Origin of the sequence: Bacteroides sp. FSHCM14E1 (assembly GCF_019633785.1) — a bacterium.
Taxonomy (GTDB): domain Bacteria; phylum Bacteroidota; class Bacteroidia; order Bacteroidales; family Bacteroidaceae; genus Bacteroides; species Bacteroides hominis.
Window position 1 is genome coordinate 156,910 of the sequence record NZ_JADKYL010000010.1, and the last position, 21,039, is coordinate 177,948.

The following is a 21,039-nucleotide window of genomic DNA, read 5'->3' on the forward strand; positions in this document are numbered from 1 at the left end:
ATGGCACACGGAGATCATCTGAAATACAGCGGAAAGCCTAAGGCGGGAAAGAAAACTTTCCTCCGCCTGGTATCATACGTGGCCTGCGACCGACGGTTGCTGATCGTAATCGGTGTACTGATCGTTGTGAGCATCGCAGCCAATCTCACCGGATCGTACATGCTCCGACCGATTATCAATAACTACATCCTGCCGGGAGACTTCCACGGATTGGTACGCATCCTGCTGGTACTGGCAGGCATTTACCTGACAGGGGTAGCGGCTACTTACATCGAATATATTCTGCTGAATAAGATCGGGCAACGCACCGTAACCCGGATGCGCGAAGAACTGTTCGGAAAGATGGAACGCTTGCCTGTCAAATACTTCGATACCCATCAGCACGGAGATGTCATGAGCCGGTACACCAATGATATAGACCGTATCAGCGACGCACTGACCGACAGCCTGTCCGACATGTTGTCGAGCGCACTGACAGTTGCGGGCATTTTCTGTCTGATGCTCTTCATCAGTCCGATACTGACAGCAGTAACACTGATTACTGTCCCCCTGATGTTCCTCAGCGCCAAAGGAATCGTAAAACGAAGCCGGAAATACTTCAAAGCACAACAGGAGTCATTGGGGATGATGAACGGCTATGTGGAAGAAATGATCAGCGGACAGAAAGTGGTGAAGGTCTTCGGACACGAACAAAAAGTGGAAACGGACTTCGGGATACTGAACCAAAGCCTGAAGGAGAAATCGCTGAAGGCACAATTCTACTCGGGTCTGATGATGCCGGTCATGCAAAACCTGAATACGCTGAACTATGTGATCATCACCATCGTGGGAGCCTTACTGGCCATCTTCCGCGGGTTCGACGTGGGCGGACTGGCGGCTTTCCTGCAATATTCCCGGCAATTCGGACGCCCCATCAATGAACTGGCGAGCCTCTACAACAGCATACAGGCAGCCATTGCCGGAGCCGAACGCATCTTCGAGATCATAGACGAAGCACCGGAGCAGGAGGATGCGCCGGATGCCATCACACTCGAAAAAACAAAAGGAGATGTAGCCTTGAAGAATGTATATTTCGGCTACCGTCCGGAAAAAACCATCCTGAAAGGAGTATCCCTGCATGCGGCTGCCGGAAAGAAGATAGCTTTGGTGGGCGCTACCGGAGCAGGAAAGACAACCATACTGAACCTGCTGCCGCGCTTCTTTGACATTCAGTCCGGAGAGATCACCATCGACAATCATCCCATCGACCGTATCAGGCGTGACAGCCTTCGCCGATCGATGGCCATCGTACTGCAGGATACACATCTTTTCACGGGTACGGTACGGGAGAACATCCGTTTCGGCCGCCTCAACGCGACCGATGAAGAGGTAGTGGCGGCTGCACGGCTGACAGCGGCCCATTCATTCATCAAACGTTTGCCACAGGGCTACGACACGCTACTCGAAAATGACGGGGCAAACCTGAGTCAGGGACAACGGCAGCTACTGAACATCGCCCGCGCGGCAGTGGCCGATCCGGCTATCCTGCTGCTGGACGAGGCAACAAGCAACATCGATACACGCAGTGAAATACTGATTCAAAAAGGACTGGACCAATTGATGCAAGGACGCACCAGCCTGATTATTGCTCACCGCCTGTCTACCATCCGCAATGCTGATACGATTCTGGTGCTGGAACACGGGGAGATTATCGAGCAAGGCAGCCATCAGGAGTTACTCGCACTGAAAGAAAAATACTACTCGCTGAACGAAGAGCAGTTCAAGTAAAGTATCCGCCACAAAGGAGGATACGGAGGAGAACCGGGTTCGATATCCGGGAACAGGGGAAATATCATAAAGAAAGGAATCACGACAGATAGGAATACATTAAGAAAGGAAATAAGCTGTTTTGCAAACAGACTCTCTTTAAAAGAACGGCAAACCAGAGGAAGAAAAGCCGGAAAGCCGGTCTTACGGAGATGAAGAGCCGGGGTTGAAGAGGTGAAGAGCCGGGATTTTCGGCAAAAGCAGTAAGCATTTCCCGGAAAAGAAGTAAGCATTCGGTCCGAAAGAAGTAAGCATTTTCGGAATATGCTTACTTCTTTTTCAAATATCTCCTATTGTTCTTGTTCATTACATCTGTTGTTAGCGTTTTTTTAGCTTATCGGACCTGTTTTTTCTCCAGTTGTGAGTCCTTACAAGAGTTTACCCGAACAATAAAAAGACACGGTTCTTCCTTTCTTACGTACGTTACGGAAGAGATTGCGGAGCCTCACTTACATTCTACCGGCAAACACGAAAATTTTCTTTCCATCCGGTAATCAGAGAAGCTAAAATAAGGCGTTTTTTCCGTTCAGCCCGCCGTCCGCCCTGAAAAAACGCAGCCAAACGATTTCCGATTATCAATTTGTCAAAGTGATAGCACTCTTCCCATTCGCCGCACGATGGAGTTGTACCTGTACGGCAATGCGCTCACTCATCTCCTGCACATGCGAGATAACTCCGATCTTCCGTCCTTGCATCTGCAACTGCTCGAGAGCTTCCATCACAGTGCGTAAACTATCGGCATCGAGCGAACCGAATCCTTCGTCGATGAAAAGTGACTCCACTCTCAGGTTATTGCTCGAAAGAGACGACAGCCCGAGGGCCAGCGCCAGGGAGATAAGAAAAGATTCTCCGCCGGAAAGAGAGTAGACGGTACGCACCTCGTCACACATATCGCAGTCGATCACTTGCAGGGCGAGTGTTCCCGGCACCTGCTGCAAACGGTAACGTTTCGAAAGATAAGACAGATGTTTGTTGGCATGCATCAGCAACAGATTCAACGTATAGCTTTGCGCAATCACCTTAAATTTTGTCCCGTCCGCACTGCCAATCAGTTTATTGAGTTTTCCCCATCGGTTGGCCGTCTCCTGTTTTTCGGTCAGTTCCTGTTCCAGCTGCCTCAGCTTCTTCTGGTTTTGCTCCTGTTGCAAAAGACGTGCCTCTACGGTGGACAGACGACGTTCCGTCTCCTGATTGGTTGCTTGCTGGCGGGCGATCGTCTCCGGCAGATGTTCCGGATCGGCTATCTGTTCTTTCCGAAGCATCAGTTCGTCGATGGAACTGTTCAGTTGCCTGATCTCTCCCTGTATGCCGGAAATACGCGACTGGACTTCTTCTCCCTCCTTGCGCACCTGTTCCAGGGAGTCGTTTAATTGTTTCTCTTTTTTCCGAATGGCGGCTTCCGCATCCTCGACAGATTTGCCTTTCAACAGAGGAGCCCGTTCCTGACGGAGAGTTATCAACCGCTCACTGACCACCCGGAACTGTTCCCGAGCAGTCATCTCCGCCGTTTTCAGTAACGTAAATTGCTCTTTAGCAGCCAGAACTTGCTGCATCAACAGATGGCAGCGGGCTACACCTTCACGCAAAGCCTCACAAGCCGAGCGAAGTGTCCTGATCCGCTCCTCGTGCTGTTGCCATTCCTTATGGAGTTGCTGGTATTGGCGCATTTTCTCTGCGAGCAGATTTAGCTTCCCGTGTACGGTATGCAGTTGTTTCTCAAAATAGTCCGGATTTTGCTCCTCTTCCGATGAAGGACGTTTCTGCTCAACCTCCTGGAGCAACGCCTGCAACTGTACGGTTATCTGTCCGGACAGTTCCGTCTGATGGAGCAAATCCTGTTTCAAGGCGATATTCCGGTTATTTAGTTGCTGATACTCACCAGATGCGGTTTGATACTCCAATTCGATGTTGTGATACAGGGTATGGACTACCTGCTCCTCGTTTCTATAAGGATGATCAGTGCTCCCACATACCGGACACGGTTCATTCTCACGCAAATTCTGCCGCAATGTCCGAACGTCCTTTCCCATCGCGATACGGGCATTCTCAAAAAGGCGTTGCAGCACTTTCAGTTCAGTCTCCTTCTCCGCCAACCGGGTGGTCAGAGCGGCCATTTCTTTCCGCATCTGTTCTTGTGTGTGCACCACCTCTTCCTGCTGTACTTTCAGACGTTGGGCTTCTGTCCTCGCCTTTCCCCATTCCAACATTTGCTGGCGGGCATTCTGCAAACGGGTTTGTTCCTGCATCCATCGGGCTTGCTCGTCGGTCACCGCTTCAACCCCAAAAGCGTTCAGACGGTTCACACGCTCTTCGTTCTCTTTCTGAAGAATGGCAAGGTGGTCTTCCTGCTCTTTCAGCCTATTCCGAACAGATTCAAGAAACAGCCCCGTCTCTTCCGTAACCGGCAGATCGATCTCTCCCGTCAGGTTCTTCAACGCATGGCAGGAAGTATGCAGAGTTCCCTGCACAGATTGCAATTTATCGGCTTGTGCAGTCGCTGCCTTTTCAGCACCTTGCAGTATCTCCTCCGCCTGCTTAGATTGGCTGACCAGTGATTGGATCTGAACATCCAGTTCACGTGCCCGGCTAAGATCGGGTTGCACGGCTTCGCACTGTTCCCTGAAGTGAATAAGATAGTCGGACTGGCGTGTGTGTTCTTCCCGGAGCTTCTTACTTTTTTCTTCATCCAGCCGCATGTCCTGCACTTTCTTATCACGCTGCTCCTGTTGCAACTTCAAAGTATGCAGCACCGATAGTTGCGCATTCAATTCTACCAAGGTTTTACTTCCCTGTTCACGAAGGTTGGTCAGACTCTCTTTTTCGGTCCGTAGAAGACTGATTTCCTCTTCGGAAAGCAGTTCGATCAGGGCGGCATTGCTTTTCAACAGATTCAGTTCTGCATCAGCTGTTTTGCTACGCAGATAGATTTCACTGGAAATGCGGGAGTATATCTCCGTTCCGGTCAGCTTCTCGAGCAACTCGGCTTTGGCGGACTCACGGGATTTCAAGAAAGTAGCAAAGTCATTCTGGGCAAGCAGCACCGTACGGGTGAACTGTTCATAAGTCAAACCAACCAAAGTCACCAATTGTGCCAACAACTCTTTCCTTGTTCCCTGCAGTTCCTGATTGGCAGTCAGATCGGTCACTTGTATCGTCTGCGACCGCAGAGAACCGTTAGCCCGGCTTCCTGTCCGGCGTACCGACCAACGAGAACGATAACAGTGTCCGGACGCTCCTAAAAAATCAACCTCGGCAAATCCCTCTCCCGTCCCTCTCCGAAGGATATTCTTCACATCGGCCTGATTCACCCGACTTTCACCGATATCTGACATATAAAGACTCTCGACCGAAGCGGAAAAGCGAGGTGTCTTATCATACAGTGCCAGACAGAGTGCATCCAGTATTGTCGATTTTCCGGCTCCCGTAGGACCGGATATCGCAAAAATCCCGGCAGAACGTAAAGGCTCGGCTTGGAAATCAATTTCAAAGGTTCCTTCTATGGAAGCCAGGTTCTTTAATCGTATGGTTAGTATCTTCATGGTTATTCGGTTTGCTTTCACCACAGATTACACGGATTAACACAGATCAATAGATGATCTCGTTGATAGTAAAGATTAAAAGATCTGTGTGAATCCTAATGGTGATCTGTGTAATCTCTGGTAATCTGTGGTGAATTCCTATTTGATTCATTCTAAATTGATGGTCCGGCAAGCCTCCTGGAACAAATTTACCAGTTCTTCCGGCATCTCCGCCTGGTAACTGTTCTCAAAGGTTGCTTTCACAATCTGTAAGGGATTCATCTCCTGCAATCCGGCAGCCAGTACTTCTTCTTCCACGCTCCCCTCTGCCGCCTGCCTGTAAGAAGAAACAATACGGGCCAGCCGGACCGGCTTGCCTTCCAGTATTTCTTCTATTTGCTGCCGCAACATCGGCTCCGGTTCACTTAGTTTCACCTTGACTTCCAGATAGGGCTTCGGTCCATTCTCCGGAAGTTCCAGTCTGCACAATTCATCCAGTACCTCGTCCGGAGCCGCTGGCTCTTTGGCGGGTATACTCAGCAAACGTACCAAAGGTGTATATTCAAGTTTCTCTATTTCGACTGCCCACCCTTCATCCAGAATCACTTTTACTACTCCGTGGTGATAATGCTTCTCGGCAAACGACATAGGTAAGGGACTGCCGGCATAACGGATATTCTCCCTTCCCGATACGCGCTGAGCCTTATGGATATGCCCTAAAGCCGTATAAACAATTTGTTCGGAAAAAGACTCGGGCGATACACTCTCCAAACCACCGATGATGATGCGCTCACTATGATCTTTTTCGGCAATCTCCGAACCGGTTGCCAGCAAATGTCCGACGGCCACCAATGCCTGCCCGTCCGTCCGCTTCTTCAAAGCATATTCCACCAAACGGGCATACAGTTCCTTTACTCCTTCCGCATACGGATTGCCTTCAGTCTCCACCACCGGATAATCTCCCTGCCGCAAGAAAGGTACTGCCAGGCAAAGAGCTTCTACCCTCCCCGATTCATTCTTCAGTTCTACCAGTAAATGACTGTAATCTATCTCTCCGTCCTGCTTACGGACAATCCCCTTAATCTCTGTCCTCATCTCCTGCAACAACGGCAGAGGTGACTCCAACCGGGCAGCCGAATCATGGTTTCCGGCTACAATGATCAACTGCAATCCCGGGTTCTCGGTTGTCACCCGGTGAATGAAACGATAGAACATTCGCTGCGAGGCGGCAGACGGATTGGAAACATCGAAAACGTCTCCGGCAACAATCAGTACATCAATTTTGTTCTTAGTCAGGACACCGGCCAGCCAGTCCAGAAAGTGTTCATGTTCCTGTGTCCGGTCATATCCGAAAAAGGTTTGTCCCAAATGCCAATCGGCTGTATGTAGTATACGTATCATGCTATTGAAATTTGAAACAAAGTTAGCAATTATTCAGGACAGCAATATTATTTTGTTTATTTTTGCACAAGCTAAAACCAAAATCATTATGAAGATACTATACTATATTTATCAAATCTGCATTGCATTGCCCATTTTGTTAGTATTGACTATCCTCACGGCGATTGTCACCATCATTGGTTCATTATTGGGAGGTGCCCACATCTGGGGATATTATCCGGGGAAAATCTGGTCACAGTTGATCTGCCTTTTCCTGTTGATTCCGGTAAAAGTGCGTGGACGCGAAAAGCTACATGGAAGAACCTCTTACATCTTCGTACCCAATCATCAAGGCTCGTTCGACATCTTCCTCATTTACGGCTTTTTAGGACGTAACTTTAAATGGATGATGAAGAAAAGTCTACGTAAAATACCTTTTGTAGGAAAAGCATGCGAAAGTGCCGGACATATTTTCGTAGACCGGTCGGGTCCGAAGAAGGTACTTGAAACCATTCGCCAGGCCAAAGACTCTCTGAAGGACGGTGTGTCATTAGTGGTCTTCCCGGAAGGGGCACGGTCTTTCACCGGGCATATGGGATATTTTAAGAAAGGAGCTTTTCAACTGGCGGACGACCTCCAACTTGCCGTAGTTCCTGTGACCATAGACGGATCTTTTGAAATCCTGCCACGAACCGGCAAATGGATTCACCGCCACCGCATGATTCTGACCATACATGACCCTATCCCCCCGAAAGGTCAGGGAGCGGATAACATTAAAGCTACCATGGCAGAAGCCTATACTGCTGTAGAAAGTGCACTCCCCGATAAATTCAAAGGGATGGTGAAGAATGAAGATCAAGACTTATAAACGGTTTTGAACGATGAACAGGATTCACCACAGAGAGCACAGAGTAACACAAAGTTTTTTTATTGATAAGCAGGGATATTCAGTAAATGTCCCTGCTTAAAGACACAAAAAAGGCAACTAACCCGCAATGAATCAGTTGCCTTTAATTTTCTTATTTTAGGAATATCCCCAATCAATAACTTCATTTCTTCTCTGTGTTACTCTGTGCCCTCTGTGGTGGAAAGAGTATTTGTTCATCGTTTCCCCACTCTCTTCTTCAGCACAAATACCGGAAGGAAGAAGAAGATTCCGATGATTGACATAACTAACCCACCGATGGTTCCTGCGGCCAATGGAAACCAGAACGCTTCCTTATCTGTACCTACCATGAAAGGAATAAAGCCAAGGATCGTAGAGACAACTGTCAGGAAGATAGGAATGATCTTCGCATTCCAAGCCTTGGTATAGGCCCTCAAGGCCGACATTCGGGGAGAACGTCTACGAATAGCGTTATACTCGTTAAGAATATAGATACTGGCGTTCACCGTAATACCACACAATAAAACAAACGAAGCAAAACCTCCCTGGTCAAAGTTCAGCTTAAACCAATAGAACGTCAGGAATACACCGATATATGACACCGGAATAATAAATATGATAGCCAAAGGCTGTTTCAATGAATTAAACAAGATACTTGTCGTGAAAAAGATAATGGCAATCACTACCAGCAAAAGCAGATATTGCTTATTATCTTTCTTTCCCCATCCCCAGCTATCCCGCTCCGATTGAGCCGTATACCCCATCGGGAGTTCTTTGTTAAACTCCTCCAGGTCACGTTTCAGAATTTTATTTCCTTGTTCCCCCGAACCGATATATTCGTATTGCAGGCACAACCTGTATTGCTGATTCTCTTTGGCAACCTGTTGCGGCATTTGTCCCTTTTCCATAGTAGCCAGTTCAGACAGTTTATACTGTTTGTCATCCGTTCCGTACGGAAAATATTGCATGGCCCAAATGTCATACTCCTGAGACTGTTTGGAGGAAAGCTTTATTTTTTCCGAACCATTATCCGCCACTACCGATCCGATCTCCATATTCTTACCATAAATAGGCCGGATCGTAGAGAACAGAATATTGGCATTGATGTTCTCCTGTGCCATACGTTCCCGGTTGAGGTCAAAGTAGAACTCTTGATAATCGTCTTTCCAATAAGAGAAATAAGAGTTTATTATAACTTCCTTGATCCGTCGGTGAGTCAGCAATTTGGCTTTCAACTTCTCAGCCCATTCATACAATTCATCGTAATTGTATCCATACATCTTCACCTGGAAGGAACCGGCTCCCTCACGCACATCATTACTGAACCCCTGATCCTGCAAACCGTATACCCCCCAACTGCCTCCACCCAATTGCAAGGCTTTGCTGATAATATTTGCTTTCAGTGTATAGGGGAAACCGCTATTCTGATGCTCTTTGGTAAAATAGACATTAATATTACCACGACGGGCACTGTACACCGAAGTCTGGAACTGTTTGATTTCCTTAAACTGACTCAGATAAATCTCCATCTTTTTAATCAGTTCATTCATCTGCTCCAACGTACTGCCGTTCGGAAGATTGGCATAAACATACAATACTACTTCTTCGTTCCGGGTGAAATAACTGCCTTCGTATACCTTCTGGATAAACAGGCGCAAACTGCCTCCCAGTGCTTTGTCCATAACCGGTTTCACTTTTTCTTTGTAAGTAGATGATCCTAAGGTCTTGTTATACCATTCCACGGCACGCCCTTCACCTTCCATCTTTTCCGGCAGCATAAATACCGGAAGTCCGAACAACAGTACCAACAAGATGCAGACAACCACACGCCAACGGCATAATTTACGTATCATCCAGCCATAGAAACGGGTAAAGTAAACTGTTATTCTCCGCGGAAGAGAAGCACGAAGAAGGAAGAAACGGGATTTGGTCTGACGGCGCTTTCTCTTTCTTAACCCGATCTTTTCGATCAGAGCCGGTACGAAGAAAAGAGCTACGAACAGAGATACAGCCAGATTGATAATCACTACGGCTGCAAAATCTTGCAGATTCAACCGTATCTTCTCGTCAAGGAAGAAAATGATGACCAAAGCTCCCATTGTAGTCAGGGTCGCAGCCAGAATGGACATAAAGGCTTTCAGGTTACGCCGGTGCAGGATATGGTCGGTCATCACAATCGTATTGTCTATCACCAGATTGAGCGAAACCGTAATACCGGCGAGCGAGTAGAGCTGCATTTCCAGTCCGAAAAGGTAATAGAAAATCACCGCCACGGCTATATTGATACTCAGACTGACCACGATCAAAAACAAATAGCGTGGATTCAACGTGATAAGCAGCACAAAAAACAGCAGAATCAGGACCGTAAGCCCGGTACGCAAATAAATCTTATTCAGCTCTTCGTGAATAAATTCCGTAGCATCGTAGCTTGTGTGGATCTCATATCCGGCAGGCAACACTTTCTGTATCGCCTCCATCTCTTCTTTAACCTGTGTACTCAGTTGCAACTGGTTGGCAGTTTCCTCGGCTGTAATCGACAAATAAATGGAGTTAAGTCCGTTGATACGATAATAGCTCTGAGGAGCTTCCTCCATGTGGCTCACCGTCACAAGCTCGTTCAGACTGATCAATTTTCCTTCTGTACTTTTCACCCGGATACGGGAAGCATCGAATCCTTCCTCTTTATACTCGGGCATCAGGGCCAGCCGGATCCACTCTTTACCACCTGAAGCCGACTCGATATTATAAGTACCCAGAAACTCTTTTTGATAATAGCGGGCAACAGCCTGCTGGATATCGCTCAAAGAAATACCCAATCGTCTCAGTTGTTCGCTATCATACTCCAACACCCACTCCATGGGTGTGGCTCCGCTCAAGTCTATCTTATAGATACCCTGAATCTGTGCCAGCCTCGTCTTGATATGTTCATCGGCATATTGCTGAATCAAGATGGGAGTAGAAGGTGCATTAAGTGTAAACGACATGAAAGGACGTGAGGCATTATCGTCCGGACGCTTCATCCTGATATAGGGATAGCTCACTCCGTCGGGAAGCTGAGGCCAGGTCTGCCGGATAATGGTTGATGCCTCAAAACGTACCGCATCTATATCCGCATACTTGTCCAATTCAATGGTGATGCTCCCCGAACCGTTATCGGAGGTAGAATAGATGTTCTTTATACCTTTAATACGTGCCAACATGGCCTCCAGTTTACTGGTTGCCTCTATCTCCACTACCCTCGACGAAGTGCCGGGCATACTGAACTGTACCGTAAAACCCGGTAAAGTTCTTGAAGGATTCAGTTTTACAGGGAGCAGGGGAATCAAGGCCAGACCAATCAACGCCACGCATATAAAGGCGACAATCAGCGTGAAAGAAGAGGCTTTCGTCTGCGCTTTTATTTTAGAAGGATTATCCATCGTTTCAATGTTAGGTAGCACTATCTCACCAATTGTCCCCCCGCATAGTCAAACTTTTCAGTCAGCGGGATTCCGGTAGCAAAGTCATGCAACGTCAGTTTACGTATCTTATAATAGTTCAGCCAATAGTTCTGTAAAGCGGAAATATAGTTCTGCTGTGCTTCCTGCTGACGGTTCAGGGACAGAGTCAGACTGTTGATGTCCGCTTTCCCGATGATAAACCGCTGGCGGGTTTCGTTATAAGCCAGAATGGAAAGATCAAGTGCTTCTTCGGCACTGGTTATCAGGTTTTGCTGGATATTGAAATCGTTTACAGTCATAATCACTTCTTCATCCAGACTGATTTCATCCTGACGGGCAGAAGTCTTCACCACATTCAGGTTATTGCGGGCCATGTTATACTTACCCTTTCTTACCCCCCAGTCCACCAATGGAATGCTGACACTGACCGACACCAAATCCTGCTGCATGGGTTTATGATACACATCCCCAAAGTTATCAGCTACCTGGTTGAAACCGATACTGGCGTTCACACTCGCATTAAAACGTGATTCTTTTTTGGTTTTATCCACATTGCGTTCGGCTTCAAGTACATTCTGCTTCAATCCCAGTAACTGAGGATTGTTTTCATGTGCCATCTGCAAAGCCTTATCCACAGGTATCACCAATTCCTGCGGACGTACGGGCAAATCGATATCAATAACCGTATTCTTATCCAAATTCAGGAAAGAAACCAAAGAAAACATAGCACGTTTCAGGGCACTCGCTTTATTTTGCAATGTATTGCGTGCATTTACCACGTCCAGTTTCAATGTCAACAGGTCCGCCTTCGAAATGGCTGCTATCTTCTGACGCTGTACTCCAATGCTGTATAACGTATCCGACGACACCATATTCTCTTTGGCCAGATTATATTCAGCCTGCGCCATTGCCAGGTTAAAGAAATAGGTAGTAGCCTGCACGGATACAGCCTCCACATTATATACAAACTCCTTCTTTACTTTCTCGTATTTAAGGGGTTCTATTTTTCTTTCCCACTTGAACGAATTATATCCTACCAGACTTTGTGAATATCCCAGTCGGATGGGCACACTGGTAAACTGTGTCGACTTACTTCCGCCAAAACTGCGCATATATCCCAATTGAGATTGCAGATAGAAAGTACCACCCGTCAAGTCGAAATTCTGCTGGATAGCCAGATTACCGGAAGCATAAAACGACTGTTGACTACGATAAACATCCAAGTCATTTTCCGAATCGTATCGCTTGGTAATATCCCGGTTATATTCGGCGGGAGTCATATTCAAAGTAAGGCTCGGCAGACGGTTGGCCTTGTAAGTCCGGTACTCCCAGTAACCGGAAAGATACATATTCTGTGTGCGGAATGCTTCCAGTGAACTATCATTGGCCAATTGTATCGTTTTCTGCAAATCAAGTTTTATATGATCCTGAGACTTCGCTACAGAAACTCCAAGCAGCAAGGTTGCCATTACTATATAATATCTTTTCTTCATATCTATCGTTTTACTTTATTTCTATAAATAAACCAGTACAGTAAAGGGATGATAAACAAACTCACCAGTGTACCGATCGTCATGGTGCCAATCATGGCAATGGAAAGCGGCTTCTGAAGCTCGGATCCAAGGTCGTACGAGAACAGCAACGGGACCATTGCGAAGATGGTGGTCAATGATGTCATAATGATCGGACGTAACCTTCTGCGCCCGGCTTCGTGAATGGCTTCCAGCAAAGGTACCCCTTCTTTACGCAATTCATTAATAGCATCCAACTTCAGGATAGAGTCATTGATCACGATACCGCAAGTCACAATCAACCCGATGGCCGACATCAGATTCAATGTATGTCCGCATATCCAGAGCAGTACCAATGCAAATGCCACGTCAATCGGTATTTCCATCAATACCAGCAAGGGTTGCATAAAGCTCTCGAACTGGGCTGCCAAAATAAAATACATCAGCAACAATGAAATGAACAGAATCACGACCAACTCGTCCAGCATCTTCTGATTGGAAAAGAAACTACCGGAAAAGCCGATGTCCCAATCTCCTGTTTCATTAGTCACTTCTTTCACCTCAGTCATTAGTTGTTCGGCATCCTCCACTCCATAGAATTTATAAGGAATATACTCTCCGTTTCTTCCGGCCGTGATGCTCTTTAAATCTTCGGCGGGAGTTACCTTTATCAACTCACGCAAGGGGATGAAGTTCACCTCTCCCGTCTTACTATCCGGCTGGGTCTGAATCAATGTTTCCTGCAAAACCTGATTGACCGTTTTTTCGTCTCCTGCAATGCTGATAGGCAGATATTGTTGATAAGAATGCAACATAGCTACACTGTTCTCTTTGAAAGCAGTTCTCAGCACCCGGTACAGTTCATTATAAGAGATTTGATACAACAATAACTTTTCCTGGTTAATGCTAAGGTTCAACTGATTTTCGAAAGCAATACCCGTCGGAGGTATTCCCGTTTTTTGCCTGAACGTCTGTTCCAGTCCGCGTAAGGTACCAGGTTCGGGTGCCTTGTCTTTATTACGGGCATACAACTCGGCCACAATATCAGCCTCCCCTGTCACAAACAGTTTTTCAAAAACAGTCTCCGGTGGAGAAAACGAAATTACCGCCAAGGGATAGCGCTCTTTCAGCCTTTTATAAATCTCTGACTGCAACGGAGCAATCTCCTTCGAAGTTTCTGTCTTAAAATACAGTTCTGCCTCTGATGACGACAACTCCTGCTCACGATTCAAGATGTAATCCTGCAGTCCGATGGAGGCCGTCTGCTCTACAGATTGCCCCTGCAACTCACGGAACAACTCGTCTACACGACGCTGATTTTCGTCCACATGGATGTTCTCGTTCCATTCGATACGGGTGATCAATTCATTTTCATCGATGTCCGGCATTCTCTCCTTATCAATAAAGAAGAAAAAGAAAATACATAGCGGGAAAGAAATAACGCAGAACAGTACACTCAGCGTTTTATGGCTAAATACCCAATCGACTCCTTTATCATAGAAACGATCCAAGGTATGTTCTTTCAACGGATTGTTAATCTTCAGCCTCAGCCACTTCGGCCCTCCTTTTATTCCGGTACGATAGACCAACATATACAAAACAGGAAGCAACATGATACCTGTAAAATATGAAACCATCAGTCCTACCGTTACGGCAAAGGCCTGATCGTAAAAAATAGCACCTGCGATACCGCTCATAAATACCAAAGGCACAAATACGGCAATTGTCGTAAAAGAAGAACTAAGCATAGGAGTTACCACCTCGCTTGTTCCTGCCACACAGGCTCTCCTCAACGAATAGCCCTTTTCCCGGTATTGTGATATATTTTCAGTTACAATAATCGAACTGTCGATCATCATACCCAATGCAAGGATCAATCCGGACAGGGAGATGATGTTGAGAGACATCTTACACAAGTAGAAAAACAAGAAACTGATGACAATGGATACCACCATACTCAGTCCAATAATAAAAGGAGATTTGATATCGCCCAGGAACAGTACGGCAACAATACAAATAAAGAAGAAACCAAGTGAAAGATTCTGCTGGAGATTGGATATCGTATAATCCAGCAGTTCAGTTTGATTTCGACTCACACTAAACTCGATATCCGGATAGATCTTTTTGAAATAGTCCATCGTTTCCGACAGTGCCTCCTTCATTTTATCCATGTTTTCGTCAGCTTGCTTAATGATGGCAAGAGTCACCGCTCTCTTTCCGTTCGAAACGGATACTCCTTTTTCTTTAACCGGCACCACCGCTATGCGACAGAATTCTTTCAACTGTATGATACGGTCTCCCTTCCGGATATAAATGTTCTCCACATCTTCCGAGGTACGAAGTAAAGTAGAAAATTTAATGTTGTATTCATAGTATCCATCCCGCACAGTCATACTCCCCGGCTCCACATTGTTTTGTGCCAAAGCCGTTTCAATATCTTCAATAGACAATTCGAGCATAGCCAGTTTGTCCATATCAGGCACAATCTGCAACTGTCTTTCCAATAATCCGGTAACGTCTACCATTGCCACTTCGGGCAATTGTTCGATACGGCGCTTGATGACCGATTCGGAAAACTCACATAAATTCAGAAATGCCCTTTGATCTGTCTCTTCATAAGCACTGTCCGTCTTCAGGGTCAGGTTCAGATAGAACACCGGAATATCGGTTGCACTTGCCTTAATCACCTTCGGACGGTCTGTATCTTTTGGCAGATAATTCATAGCCGCATCAATTTTTTCATTGACCTCTATGAACGCCAAATCCGTATTGGTACCAAAATCAAAATTAAGCCGGATAATACCTGCACCATCACGTGTTTCGCTGGACATGTCTTTCAAAGCAGCCACTTGAATCAATTGCTGGCGGATAGGCTTCACTACTGTGTTTTCCAATTCACGTGCCGAAGTATTCTTCGCTGCTACCTGTACGGTAATCTCTGGGATAGAGATATCCGGCAGCAACGATACCGGCAACGTGAAATACGTCACCAACCCCACTATGAAGCAAGCCGTAAAAGCCATCAATACGGCAATGGGACGTTGTATCAGGAATTTAATCATAATTGTTTTGTGTTAGTGATTCATCCTTATTCAATGATAGTGACCGGAGCTTCGTGTGCCAGATTGATGTTTCCGGTTACAATTACAGTATCTCCTTCTGTCAGTCCATCGGCAACACTATAGCTGTCAGCATTTTCCAGAGCGGTATGAATATAGTTCCACTGAGCCATCTTTCCATCTTTCAAAGTAAACACAACCTGTTTGCCCGACCGAAGCACCACTGCACTTTTAGGAATCACCAACTGCTCTCCCAACGAACGGTGCACACTGACACGCACATTCATTCCGCTAAACAGTCTGCCTGCCCCGTTCACCCGGGCTTTCACCTTCACCATTCCTTTATCGTCCACCAATGGATTGATTTCCGATATATTTCCTTCATGTACTGTCGCCGCATCAGAATAAGGTTTAATCACCACCTTATCTCCATTCTTTATTAAAGGCAACTCACTTTCCAGCACGGTAAAGTCTACTTCCATTCCCTGCATATCGATCACCGTACAGAATATTTCCGAAGTATTCGCCAGATTATAAGGCTTCGAAAACAAGTTAGCAACTACCCCGGCAAAAGGTGCTATCAATGTAGCATGCTCTGCATTGTATTTTGCCATTTCATATTGCGATTTACTTTGGTCATAACCACTCTTCACCTTCGCCAATTTCATGGTTTCTTCAGGTACCTGACTGATATCATCTGCCGGATAACCTTGACTGATAAGCACATCACGCAACTCGAGCTCGGATTTTTTCAAAGCATCTTCTGCCTGTGACAACAGATTGTCAAGTTTGAACTTATCCAACTCTGCCAACTTTTGTCCCTTCTGCACCCGGTCTCCGTTCTTCACCCAAATATGAGCTATCACCTCACCACTTTCAAATCTCAGATCAGCCATTCCCTTGGCAGATACTTTTCCATTACTCACCAGTTCATGGTTGAATACCTGCTTCTTCAAGGTCATAACGGACACTTCATTTTTCGTGTCGGGCAACACAGTTTCCACTCCTTTTTCAGAAGCACTTTCTTTCTTCTCACCGGAACAAGCTGTCAGCATTGCCAATGCCAGGCAAAGCGTATAGAAGGGATATTGGTTTTTCATAATGTTATTAAACTTTTCTCTATTAATTTATGGTTGCAAATATAGTTGGTTATTTTCTAACACACAAAATAAATGGCGGACTAAATTCTGCTGGCGCACCGTCATTAAAACACTGATAATTTGCCATTTACGATTTTTACGTTACAAACAGAGGTGGACAAAAAACATTTCACCCCGGTTAATCCGTAAAAAATCAGATAATCCTATCACATTTCATCCTCTATTCTCACTATTATGCTCATTCCTCTTCACGGTAGAAACCTGCTTATCTGATATCCTATTTCCGGAGAACAAATATAGCCGGCACTGAAACCAAAGCCGGAATGACCTCAATCGAGACCCTAAATATAATTGCTAATATTTAAAATGCCAAAAGAAAAAGCAGACTTTTTTTTGCATTTAAAACATATTAATCATTTACCTTTCTGCTTTTTACGATTTTTTCGTTACTTACATTTACAAGTAGCTTCCTAATTTCTTCTCTCATCTCTCTTACGGCAGTCGACTGCACTTTAGGTTCTTTAGTCAAGACCAATTCCGCCATTTTCTGTAATTTATCCCGTTGTAAATACTCAGGAACAGCATACAGTTTTGCCAGCAAGTAATATGGATAAATCCGGCCCGGCAATAAATGAGTGGAACGTAATAACCATTTTTCGGCTTCAGCATATTCTCCCTTTTCCTGAAAATTCTTACCAATAATATTTAGTATCATCGGATCGCAACTTCGGGTAGAAGCCTCTTTTAATAATAAGATTGAAGCATCCGCCTCCTTTAATTTATGCAAACAATGCCCGTACTCAAATAAAAAGGCCCCTCTTTTCTTCAACTTCGGATATAAACGCTCATAGCCTTCTTTGGCACTTTGATAAGCTCCTGCCTGATATAACATGCGACAATTAGCCCAGTCTTTACACTCTTTATATACGTCCGCCTGCTGCCAATAGTATCCGGAAATCCCCAATACACAGGCAAAGACCAGTTGCCAGGCAAGAAAACGATCTGCGACACAAGCCATCAATAAAACCACGAAAGAGATAACAAAGGCGGGCAACTGCATCGGATAAGAAGAAAAAGCAAACACCAGCAACGAGATTATTCCACCACATGCGCCTAAACGCTTCAAGCCGACACCTCGCCACAGGCAAAAACCAACAAAAGCCAGGAAACAGAACAAAACCGGAATTCCCCGTTCGACTGCAATCTGCAAATATTCATTAAAAGCATACTCCGGACTTCCTGCCACCAGTTCTTCACGTAGAGAATAATCTCCTTTTGCAAAGTAAGTTTCCTGAGCTGTCCCGTATGCAAGTGCAAAACTCCCTTGACCATACCCTGTAAATGGTTTTTCCATAACAGCCTGCGTACTGATTTTCCACATGAACAATCGTCCACTGGCTGAATCTTTTTTCAGATAAAACAGACAAACTCCCCCCACCAGCACGACTATGCACAGAGCCGAAGCAATTGCTATCATCTTTGCTTTTTTACGCATCCATATCCTCTTCAGATGTACCGGCCAGGACTTATGTACACCATATACCCAAATACCGGAAACAATCGTAGCCAACCATGCCGAACGGCTCATACCTGCCGGAAGCACACAAAGTATAAGAAACAATACTGCCAATGCCCCATAATATCCGGTCCACTCGATCCAGTTTTTATTTATCCTTTTTCGCAATTTTAGCCATTGATCCAGACAAAGCGGAAAGACCATGGCCAGATAACCGGAATAAGGCCCCGGATTAAAAAAAGACCCGGTCAGGGAATATAGAGAATGATGGGAAGAAGTAAAACCATAAAGTTGTCTTAATCCATAAACAGCCTCGGAAGCGGCCAACGCTATAAGACTCCAGACAACTACCTGATAAAAATCCCTCCCCATATCATACCTCTTTTTATAATAGACAAAAGCCAACAATAAAAGTCCTGTAGCAGCCCCCATAGCGGCCTTTGCCAGATAAGCCCATTGTCCGGACAGTTCACCTGCCGGAAGCATCGGATCATTTACCCATACCACAGACAGCAATGTGCACACTATCGCTAAAAGTCCCCCACGGAGTATAATATGTATATAATCTACCTTCATCTCCGTCATTTTATTTTTTTAAATACCCTATCCCAACGAATTTTTTCACGCAAAGGATCATCCGAACGCCATATCGTAAATGCTCTTCCTACAATATATGATTCGGGCAGCATGCCCCAGTAGCGGGAATCTTTTGAGTTTTCCATATTATCCCCCGATACGAAATAATAATTCTCCCTAAACTTATATTCTCTTATCACACTATCGCCCAGACAAACTGAATTCCCCTTTTGTTGCAATCTCTTTTTCTGTTCCCAATGAATCAATCTTCCATAAAGTAAACGGGACAACGTATCAATCTTCACTACCTGCCCCTTTGCCGGCACCGGAAGAGGACCGAACTCCTGAATGGTCCATCCCAAACGTCCGTCCCACGGAAAAGCATCTATCACAATCCCTCGCGAATCCTCTCTTCTGACCCGGGAAATCCGATGTTGTGCCTTCACATTCCCCAAACTGTCTTTTATCCCCTTGATATGATAATATCCCCTGCGTATTTCCAACGTATCTCCCGGAAGAGCAATGCACCGCTTCACATAATACTTCATTATATCGAATCCGATACTATCACTCCCATCCTGATAAGGGAAATTAAATACAAGCACATCGTTCCTTTTAAACGAGCCAAAGCCCGGCAGACGATAGATAGGAACGTCCTCACCCCGTAACGATGCAAAGATATTGAACAGTCGTGCCCCTCCGGTCCATTTATCCACTAATATCTTATCTCCCGAAAGTAAGGCCGGTTCCATCGAGTTTGAAGGGATCTTGAAAGAAGTCAAGCAAAAGACCTGTAATACCATCCAGGCTACAAAAGCCACACAAGAATAGAAACAGATATTCACAATCCAGTTTCCGATTCGTTTCACCAGTTTCACCCAAACTTCTTTCTTCATATCTACATATATATTTTAATACGATCTCCCGTCAAGAATCGAAAGTAAAAGAGACCAAATAAAATTCCCGGGGTTTAGAAAAAGCAATCCCATAAAGTTTATTAGGTTCCCGGATTGAAGCACAAATTCTCAGAATGAGGCAATCAGTATTATATTTGATTAATTCCCGACCGTCCCAATCAAAAACAGATAAGTTATTGAATAAATTGGGATTCTTGTCACCTATAAATACACTATAAACCTTTTCATCCGTGGCACATAACGCAGAGAAGCCCCAAACAGTCTCCCCTGTGCTTTGGATAGTTCCGGATAAATATTGCACAACCGGAGGATAAAATTTTCGGATAGCTTTTAATTCTATGCCTTTTGATAAATCAAATAATTCAAGGACTCCTCCATATAAAGTTCCTACAACCATTTTTTTACAATCCGGAGATACCGCAATTGCAGGTGATAACCAAACGGAACGTTCTTCCGGAGTATCTATAGGAAAATCGTTATAATCAGCCGACACTTCAGTATCGGCCAATATCTGAAAACGTTTTTGCTGATCCGACTTTGTTCCCAACTGACCATCCACCAGAAATTTATCATCCCGAAGTCCCCACACCCGGCGTACTGTAGCTCCTAAATTATAAAAAGGCTGTTCTTCTATCAATGTTCCCCAATTATCATCCCCTTTATCAAACTGATAAGTCAATAACTTCATAGAAGATTCATCATACACCGAAATTTTCTTTTCACGTGCATCATAATAGCACATGTTTGCAGTAGTCACTTCACCCGGTCCCTGTCCCCTTCTTACAAAACTTCCAAGCAATTGGCCTGTGCTCTTATCATATACTTGCAACCATGTATTATCAACCAAAGCCAATATAAAGATATAGTTCTCACTAACAGCCATATCCAAAGGATAGCTGATCAACAGTTCGTCCGACAAACGATGAGCATGTATGTTCTTTACTTCCGGAAACGTAGGAGGTGCATAAGCACTATGTTGTTTCTGACAAGAACACAAAATAGTTATTAAACAAACATACAATAACAACTTCTTCCACATATATTAGTCAAGGCTACATATTATGATATTTTTTCTATACTCGCAAAAATAATACATTTTAAATTATAAACACATCTTATTCGTAAAAACATTACCAAATGTTTTAGATCCTGTTTAAAAATGATTGAAACAAAAGATTAAGAAGGTTTCCGTATTGTGCAATCCCAGGGCGGACGCTCAATAAGTATAACATCTTATTAGGGTTGTATTATTTCCTAAATATGTAGTCCCTTCCCTGTATTTTTCAATATTTCCTGCTCCTTTTGTCTGTGTGTAATATAATTCATTACA

11 protein-coding genes are annotated in these 21,039 nt (G+C 45.0%); 2 read left to right on the forward strand and 9 right to left on the reverse strand.

All coding sequences use genetic code 11. From position 1 onward, the window contains the following. Positions 1-1,767, forward strand: coding sequence for an ABC transporter ATP-binding protein (locus ISX59_RS15640; RefSeq protein ID WP_220576050.1), 1,767 nt, complete (start codon positions 1-3; stop codon positions 1,765-1,767). Positions 1,768-2,381: 614 nt separating this feature from the next. On the opposite strand, the gene ISX59_RS15645 is transcribed toward ISX59_RS15640, so the two are convergent. Further along, a complete protein-coding gene (locus ISX59_RS15645; protein WP_220576051.1) occupies positions 2,382-5,345 on the reverse strand; it encodes an AAA family ATPase in 2,964 nt (987 codons plus the stop codon). Positions 5,346-5,492: 147 nt separating this feature from the next. Beyond that, positions 5,493-6,725 carry an exonuclease SbcCD subunit D C-terminal domain-containing protein gene (locus tag ISX59_RS15650; RefSeq protein WP_188520575.1) on the reverse strand — a complete coding sequence of 411 codons (1,233 nt, stop codon included), beginning with the start codon at positions 6,723-6,725 and terminating at the stop codon, positions 5,493-5,495. A gap of 88 nt (positions 6,726-6,813) precedes the next feature. On the opposite strand from ISX59_RS15650, the gene ISX59_RS15655 reads away from it, so the two are divergent. Beyond that, positions 6,814-7,572 carry a 1-acyl-sn-glycerol-3-phosphate acyltransferase gene (locus ISX59_RS15655; protein WP_005780232.1) on the forward strand — a complete coding sequence of 253 codons (759 nt, stop codon included), beginning with the start codon at positions 6,814-6,816 and terminating at the stop codon, positions 7,570-7,572. A gap of 233 nt (positions 7,573-7,805) precedes the next feature. Here the strand turns inward: ISX59_RS15655 and ISX59_RS15660 are convergent, their stop codons facing one another. From ISX59_RS15660 to ISX59_RS15690, 7 genes are all read right to left on the reverse strand, one after another. After that, positions 7,806-11,009, reverse strand: a complete 3,204-nt coding sequence (locus ISX59_RS15660) for an efflux RND transporter permease subunit (RefSeq protein WP_032530347.1) — start codon at positions 11,007-11,009, stop codon at positions 7,806-7,808. A 20-nt stretch (positions 11,010-11,029) separates the two neighbouring features. Next, on the reverse strand, positions 11,030-12,523 hold the full coding sequence (locus tag ISX59_RS15665; protein WP_005780236.1) for a TolC family protein: 1,494 nt from the start codon (positions 12,521-12,523) through the stop codon (positions 11,030-11,032). A gap of 2 nt (positions 12,524-12,525) precedes the next feature. Beyond that, positions 12,526-15,603, reverse strand: coding sequence for an efflux RND transporter permease subunit (locus ISX59_RS15670; protein WP_005780238.1), 3,078 nt, complete (start codon positions 15,601-15,603; stop codon positions 12,526-12,528). A gap of 26 nt (positions 15,604-15,629) precedes the next feature. Further along, the gene (locus tag ISX59_RS15675) at positions 15,630-16,700 is read right to left on the reverse strand and encodes an efflux RND transporter periplasmic adaptor subunit (RefSeq protein WP_005780239.1); all 1,071 of its coding nucleotides are present in this window, start codon (positions 16,698-16,700) and stop codon (positions 15,630-15,632) included. Positions 16,701-17,109: 409 nt separating this feature from the next. After that, the gene (locus tag ISX59_RS15680) at positions 17,110-18,801 is read right to left on the reverse strand and encodes an O-antigen ligase family protein (protein WP_005823415.1); all 1,692 of its coding nucleotides are present in this window, start codon (positions 18,799-18,801) and stop codon (positions 17,110-17,112) included. Continuing rightward, positions 18,798-19,688, reverse strand: coding sequence for a signal peptidase I (gene lepB, locus ISX59_RS15685; RefSeq protein WP_005807398.1), 891 nt, complete (start codon positions 19,686-19,688; stop codon positions 18,798-18,800). Before lepB ends, ISX59_RS15680 begins: the two co-directional genes overlap by 4 nt. A 31-nt stretch (positions 19,689-19,719) precedes the next feature. Beyond that, complete coding sequence (locus ISX59_RS15690; protein WP_220576052.1) at positions 19,720-20,748, reverse strand: BF3164 family lipoprotein; 1,029 nt, start codon at positions 20,746-20,748, stop codon at positions 19,720-19,722. Between the last annotated feature and the right edge of the window lie 291 nt (positions 20,749-21,039).